This window comes from Sporichthya polymorpha DSM 43042, assembly GCF_000384115.1.
Lineage (GTDB): Bacteria > Actinomycetota > Actinomycetes > Sporichthyales > Sporichthyaceae > Sporichthya > Sporichthya polymorpha.
The window spans coordinates 383855-391398 of record NZ_KB913029.1 but is presented as its reverse complement, the minus strand read 5'-3'; the positions used below and the strand labels follow the sequence as shown (position 1 = coordinate 391398).

Below are 7544 nucleotides of genomic sequence, written 5' to 3'. Positions count from 1 at the left end.
GTCAAACGGGTGCCGGCCGAGATCAAGGAACGGGACCGGATGACGGGCTACGGCCAGCCGGTTGTCGATTCCTACCACCGCGTGACCTTCGACCCGAAGTACGTCCGCGTCGAAGGCAACAACCACCTTGCGACACTCCTTCACCCCGGCCATCCGCTCATGGCGGCGACCATGAGCGTCGTGTCCGACCGGCACCTCGACGCCCTACGACGTGGCGCATTCCTCGTCGACCGATCGGACCTGTCGACCGAGCCCTACGTCGTGAGCCTTCTGGAACACGACGTCACCGACGGGCGAACGGCTCGCGACGGCCAACCGTGGGTCGTTTCCCGCCGCGCCCAGTACGTCCGCGTCGACGCCGACGGCACCATCACGCCGCTCACCGGTTCGCCAATCCCCAACTTCGAGTGTCCCACGGAAGAGGAGCGCGCGATGGCCGGAAAGATCCTGGGTGAATCGTGGGCTCAGGCATCCGACCTCGACCAGCGTGTCACCCGCGAAGCATCGGTGACGATCGCTCGGAAGCACGCAGACGAAGTCACCAAACGGACCGCCGAACGACTTGACAAGACGGAACGCCTCGTCCGCGAGCGACTTACCCGCGAAATCAACTACTGGGACCAGCGAGCCTTTGAGCTAAGCGAGCAGGAACGAGCAGGCAGGAAGACCCGCCTCCCGGCATCCCAGATGCGCGAACGCGCCGAGTCGCTCGTACGGCGACTCGACCGGCGGTTGAAAGACTTGGAGCAGGAGCGCGACATCTCCGTGCGCCCCCCGCGCACGACAGGCGCATGCTTGGTAATCACGCAGGGCTGGCTCGATGCCCAGGACGACCCCGAAGCGGCCGACGCACGCGCGCGTGAAACCACCCGCGTCGAGCGGTTGGCTGTCGATGCGGTACTACGGGTCGAACGGGCCTTGAAGCACCGACCGACCGAGATGCACCACAACAACCCCGGCTACGACATCGAATCGGACACCGCCGCCGGCCTTGACTTCATCGAGGTGAAGGGCCGCGTCGCGGGCGGTAAGACATTCGTCTTTACACGCCAGGAGGCGGTGACTGCTCTCAACAAGGGCGACCGCTCCGTTCTGGCGCTCGTCCAAGTTGCGGACGACGACAGCACCGCGGTGCGCTACCTGCGACGCCCGATCGCCCAACCCATCGACCCACGCGCGGCCCGCGTTGAGTACGACTGGAAACCTTTCTGGAACGACGCAACTGAGATGAGCCAAGAGTGAGCGACACGACCTACAAGAAGAAGTTGATCGAGGTCGCTCTACCGCTCGACGAGATCAACGCAGCCTGCAAGGCCGATAAGGACAGAAAGACCGGCACTCTGCGCAACGTGCACAAGTGGTGGGCACCGATGCCGCTACCGGCATGGCGGGCTCTTATCTTCGCCGCCCTCATTGATGACCCAGAAGACGACAACCAACGAGTCTATTTGCTCGACCTCATCAAGCGGCTTGTGGCAAACGGGGCCGATCTGCCAGATACCAATGATCTGGACGAGGCGCGTGGCCTGTTGAAGTCTCACTTCCCGGATGGGTTGCCCTCGGTCGTGGACCCCTTTTGTGGTGGCGGTTCAACCCTGGTGGAAGCCCAGCGGTTGGGATTGCCGTCCTACGGCTCGGACCTTAATCCCGTTCCGACACTCATCTCGCGCGCGCTGACCGAGATGGCACCGAGGGCCTGGGGGCAATCTCCACTTCACCCGGTGAACCGTGATGAGTCTGGAGCGCTATGGGGAGAGGTTCCTGGAGGTGTCGAAGGACTTGCCGGCATTGAGGCGGATCTTCGGCGCTACGCCGAATTGGTTCGAGACCGGGCGTGGAAAGTCTTGCGGCCCGAGTTTGGGCCCAGCGCAGACGACGGGCTCACTTGGACCTGGATCCGAACGGCAACTTGCAGAAACCCGGCCTGCGCCGCCGAGATCCCGCTGACGACCAGTTGGTGGCTCTCCAAGCGGTCAGGTGATCTTGCGTGGATGGAGCCGATGTACTCCGGGTCGACACTTGCAATCAAAGTCATGGCGGGGCGTGCGCGCGGCGAGGCGCCAGAACCGACCAAGGTCGGCAGGGGAGCCAACTTCAACTGTCCTCGGTGCGGTTCGCTTCTTAAGGAGACCGCTGTGATGGAACAGGGCCAGCGCGGCGAGCTTGGTCTGCGGTTGGCCGCTGTAAGCGAAGAGGGGGCTAGGCGTCGCAGCTATCGCGAACCGGCCGACGCAGATTGGGTGGCAGCTCGCGAGGCCGCCCCTCCGGACGATATCCCCCAAGTGCCGCAACCAGATATTCCGCGCTGGTTCTCGGGCCCCCGTTTCGGCTACTCGACCTTCGCGAGTCTCTTCACTCCGCGGCAACTCCTAGTCCTCGCAACGCACGCCGATCTGATTGCTGCACTGCGTGACGAGGTCATCGACGACGGCGGCGACGAGGCCTGGGCGGATGCAGTCGTCACCTTCCTCGGTCTTGCACTTGGTCGAATGGCCCAGTATCAGTCGAGCCAGGTCAGGTGGTTCATAGACTCGCGATCGGGCGGGGGTCAGCCTCTCCCCGCGTTCGGGCGCCACGACATTCCGATGCAATGGGACTTCGCCGAGCTGACGCCGCGGGTGGGTGCGGGTTCGTTGACGGGCGCCGTCAACTCGATGGTGGCTTCCTTCCGCTACTTGGTGAACGGGTCCGGAGTGGTGAATCGTGCCGACGCTCGCACCACCAAAGCTGATCGGCCTGGTCTAGTCGCAACCGACCCCCCTTACTTCGATGCAATCGGATACGCCGACCTGTCGGACTACTTCTACATGTGGCACCGAAGAGCACTGCGCGCGGTGCATCCCGACCTGTTCGCGACCATCGCGACGCCAAAATCTGGCGAATTAACGGCAATCCCAAGCCACCATGGAAAGAGTGTCGACCAAGCGCGCGACTACTTCGTTGACGGCTTCACGCAGACGTTCCACAACCTTCGGGCGTCATCTGCCGCTGGATTGCCGATGCTTGTGGTGTACGCCTCGAAGGAGCAGAAGGGCGGGCGCGAAGAGGAGACGCGCTGGTCGTCGATCCTCAGCGCCATCATCAACGCTGAAATGGAGATCACCGGTACCTGGCCGATACACGGCACGGGCGGCAATCGGATGATCGGAATTGGGACCAACGCGGTAGCTGCATACATCGTGATGGTTTGCCGTCCACGACCAGCGGATGCATCCACTTGCAGTCTCACCGAGTTCAACCGTGCGCTGCGACGTGAGTTGGGTCCTGCTATTCGGGACCTCCAGGCGGCCTCTATCTTGCCGGTCGATCTAGCTCAGGCAGCGATGGGTCCTGGGATGCAGATCTACTCGCGATACCGGGCTGTGGTGAGCCAATCGGGCGAGCCGGTGCCCGTCGAGCACGCAATGCGTCTCATCAACACGGCTCTGGGGGAAGTGCTGGATGAGCAGGAAGGCGAACTCGATCCGGAGTCGCGATTTGCTGTTCGCTGGTGGGCGACGCATGGTTGGAACGCAGCGGACTTCGGGGACGCTGACAAGGCCGTGCGCCCACTCGGGATCACCGTCGACGACGTCAAGCGGGCGCAGGTCGCGACCGCCGCCGGGAACAGGGTGCGGCTTCTGGGACGGGACAACCTCGATCGAACTTGGGTCCCAGCCAATGACAGGCGGCCGACCGCGTGGGAGGCCGTCCATCACCTCCTTGATCGCCTCGTCGACGGCGGGGGAGAGTTGGAGGCCGCTCGGTTGATGGCGGCGCTAGGGGGTCTGACCGATGCCGCCATGGCGTTGGCTTACCGACTCCACGACATCGCCGCAAAGTTGGCTAGGACCGCGGATCAAGAGCGCTACAACGCTTTGATCAGTTCGTGGGTCGAGTTGGTGCGCCTCAGCGGTGACGGACGAGTCTCAGCGGAAGGATTGTTCTGACATGCGGGCACTGACGAACAAGGAACGCGTCGGCCGTGCCCTGGACCTCGTCGCCGAGGGGCTTGGTCCTTGGATGATCACCCAACTGCATGGCAAGTACGGGGACACATGGGCGGTGGAGGTCGGCCGCACAGCTGGACTTACGGGCCGCGACGCGACCCCGAACCAGTCTGATCCTGCCTACCTGTTTTGGGTGTTCGATAAGCAGTGGCACGCAGTGTTCAAGGATCAGCTGTCGTTCGAAGACAAGCGGGCCGTCTCGGCGCTCTGGGATGCCCGCAAGGAGTGGGCTCACGGAGAGCGCATCTCGTCCGAGCGCACTGAGCGAGTCCTCATGGACAGCGAGCACATCCTTCGGTCGATCGGAGCGGTGCAGCAGGCCGACAAGGCCGACGAGATGCGCCGCGAGTTCCGCCGCCTGATGTTCGAGGATGACCAGAAGCGGCTGCAGCGTGCGCAAGAGAAGGCGCTCTCCGTTCAGGTCGATTCAACTGGGCTGCCCGCTTGGCGGGACGTGATCGAGCCACACGACGACGTCGCCCGCGGCACCTTCGAGCTGGCCCAGTTCGCCGCCGACCTCCGGCAGGTTCATCAGGGCATTGCCGGGCCGGAGTACGGCGACCCCATCGAGTTCTTCGGACGCACCTACCTCACTCGCGGTCTGCGCTACCTGCTGGAGCAGGCCGTCAAGCGACTCTCCGGCGGTGGCGGCGAGCCGGTCGTCGACCTGATGACAACCTTCGGTGGCGGCAAGACCCACTCCCTGCTCGCTGTCTACCACATGGCCGCGGGCATCCCGGCCGAGAAACTGCCGGGCGTCCGCGAACTGCTGGACGGCATTGGCGTAGCGGAGCTGCCGAAGAAGGTCGGCACAGCCGTCTTGGTCGGCAACGACGTATCGATCCTGGGAGACCCCAAGGCCGAGGGCTTCACCGTCAACACTCTGTGGGGCGAACTGGCCTACCAACTCGGCGGGACGGAGGGGTACGACCTCGTTGCCCGCTACGACGAACAGTCGGTCCCGCCCACGACGACGGCTCTCGCCGATCTGCTTGCCAAGTACTCACCGTGCATTGTCCTCATCGACGAGTGGGTCGCCTACCTTCGCCAGCTGTGGTCGCGGGAGAAGCCTGCACCGGCGGGAACGTTCGACGGTCACATGACCTTCGTTCAGTCGTTGACCGAAGCCGTCAAGTCCGTTCCCACCGCGCTCTTGGTGGTGTCGCTGCCGGCCTCCGACGTCGTGCGGGACATGCCCGGTACCGAAGCGCCCAACGAGAACGAGCATGAGATCGGCGGTACCGCCGGCGTCGAGGCGTTGCGCCACCTGCGATCGGTCATCCATCGCGTGGAATCGGCCTGGCAGCCGGCGACCATCGAAGAGTCGTTCGAGATCGTCCGCCGACGCGTATTTAAGCCCTTCGGCCGCGAACAAGACGCCGCTCGCGACCTGGTCGTCCAGAAGTTCTCCGACCACTACGTGCGCTACGCCGCTGACGTCCCGAGCGAAGTGATGCAGCCGGGGTACCGCGCCGCGATGCGCACCGCCTATCCCATCCATCCGGAGCTGTTCGACCGCCTCTACAAGGACTGGTCGACACTGGAGCGCTTCCAGCGGACCCGCGGCGTCCTGCGCCTCATGGCCACCGTCGTGTACGCCCTGTGGATCAGCGGCGACAAGTCGCCCATGATCCTGCCCGCATCGATCCCGCTCGACAACGCCAAGGTCTTCGACGAGCTCGCCAACCACCTGAACGACTCGTGGAAACCCATCGTCGACTCCGACGTCGCGGGGGAGACCTCGACGGCGAACGTCGTCGACAGCGAGATCAAGATCCTCGGCAAATCGATGGCGACGAAGCGCGCCGCCCGGTGCGTGTTCTTGGGCACGGCACCGATGGCCAACCTCCGCCAGCGTGACGGGAGCGCCGCGCCCATCCGGGGCATCGAGCAGAAGCGTGTCGTGCTCGGGTCGACGTACCCGGGCGACAACCCGGCCCACGTCGCGGACGGGCTGCGTCGTCTCGGCGACATGGGCAAGTACATGAATCGCGACCAGGACCGCTACTGGCTTTCGCTGCAGCAGACGGTCGCGCAGATCGTTCAGGAACGCGCCGACGCCTACCACGACGACCAGGTTTTCGACGAACTCGCGGCCGTCGTCCGCCAGGAAACCGACAAGGGCCTCTTCGAAAGAGTCCATCGGTTCCCCCACGGCAGCATCGACGTCGAGGACGACCCCGGCATCGGCCTCGTCGTCTTCGGGCCGGACCGGCCGTTCTCAAAACGAGGGCGGTCTCTCGCCGAAGACGCCGCGACAGAGTTCCTCACCAAGCGCGGCACGAACGCCCGCATCCACAAGAACAGCCTGGTGTTCCTCGCGCCTGAGGTGGACCGCATCGACGTGCTCCTCAACGCCGTCCGGCAGCGGATGGCGTGGGAGTACATCCTCGAGAACAAGGATTCGCTGAACCTCGACCAGCACAACATCAAGGTCGCCGAATCGCGAGTCGCCCAGGCGAAGCAGACAGTCGCCGATTCGATCCGCGAGGCGTACCGCTGGATCCTGGTACCCACGCAAGAACCCGGCTCCGCGGAGATCGAGCTCGAGTCCATCCTGGTGAACGGCGACGGCACGCTCGCCGCTCGCGTCACCAAGAAGGCCGACGCCGGTGAGTTCGTCGTCCGGTCGTTCTCTCCTTCGCTGCTGCGCATGCAGATCAACAGGCTCAACCTGTGGAAGGACAAGCCCTACGTCTCCCTCGACACCCTCGTCGGATACTTCAGCCAATACGTCTACATGCCCAAGGTCGTCCAACCGAAGGTCGTAGCCGACGTCGTGTGGCACCTCGACGAGGTACTTGCCATCGAACTCGACAGCTTCGCCTACGCCGACTCGTTCGAAGACGGCCGTTTCGTCGGTTTGACCATTACAAACCCCACCGCCGTCCGCCAAGGCGGTCTCCTGGTCGACCCCAAGGTGGCGCTGGAACAGATCGCGAAGGACACCAAAGAGCCGGACGACCGCGAAGACGACGAGAAAACGCCGGCGACCGGGACGGGCGGCTCGGGCCAGACGTCGACCACGACGACAACTACCGGCACGGTCGTACCGAAGCGCTTCCACGCAACGAAGGACCTCACGACCAACCGCGTTGTCCGCGACGTCGGCCAGATCTACGAGCAGATCGTTTCCCACTTCGTCACCGGGGGCATCCCGGTCCGCGTCTCGATCGACATCGAATCGGACCAGCTCGACCGGCTGACAGGAGACCAGCGGACTGCTATCAGGGAGGACCTCAGAACCCTAGGTTTCGAGGACAACGACTGGTCTATGGACTGAAGCCGAGGGGAGCACGGCAGAGGTTCTTGCCGAGGTTCTCTCCGTGAGCAGCCGTGAGGGTTGCTCAATCTGCTCCTCGATCGCGAACACAGGACCCCTGAGGGACCGCGCACCCGGCGCGGGACGCGACCTTGGGGGCCCGTGCCATGGCGACGCCGCTTCGACTCACCCTGCTGCCGCAAGCGGACCAACCGCCGGCCACCGGCCCGTCCGGCCCGGGGATCACGCCGAACGGGACGGGCTTGCCCGGACTGGAAGTCCTGCGCGACATC

3 protein-coding genes are annotated in these 7544 nt (G+C 64.4%); all 3 read left to right on the top strand.

Translation table 11 applies throughout. From position 1 onward, the window contains the following. Nucleotides 1-1242 (top strand): protein NO VEIN domain-containing protein (locus SPOPO_RS0101965; protein ID WP_019873101.1); only part of this gene is annotated, 1242 nt, incomplete at its 5' end. Then, entirely contained in the window at nucleotides 1239-3929 is a 2691-nt protein-coding gene (locus SPOPO_RS0101955) for a DUF1156 domain-containing protein (protein WP_084670842.1), read from the top strand. The genes SPOPO_RS0101965 and SPOPO_RS0101955, both read left to right, overlap by 4 nt. 1 nt (nucleotide 3930) lies before the next feature. After that, nucleotides 3931-7272 (top strand): DUF499 domain-containing protein, encoded by a 3342-nt coding sequence (locus tag SPOPO_RS0101950; RefSeq protein ID WP_019873098.1) that lies wholly within the window; start codon nucleotides 3931-3933, stop codon nucleotides 7270-7272. The last annotated feature ends 272 nt before the right edge of the window (nucleotides 7273-7544 follow it).

Coding starts and splice junctions, on each gene's coding strand:
- SPOPO_RS0101950 (WP_019873098.1), top strand. CDS start 3,931: ATGCGGGCACTGACGAACAAGGAACGCGTCGGCCGTGCCCTGGACCTC.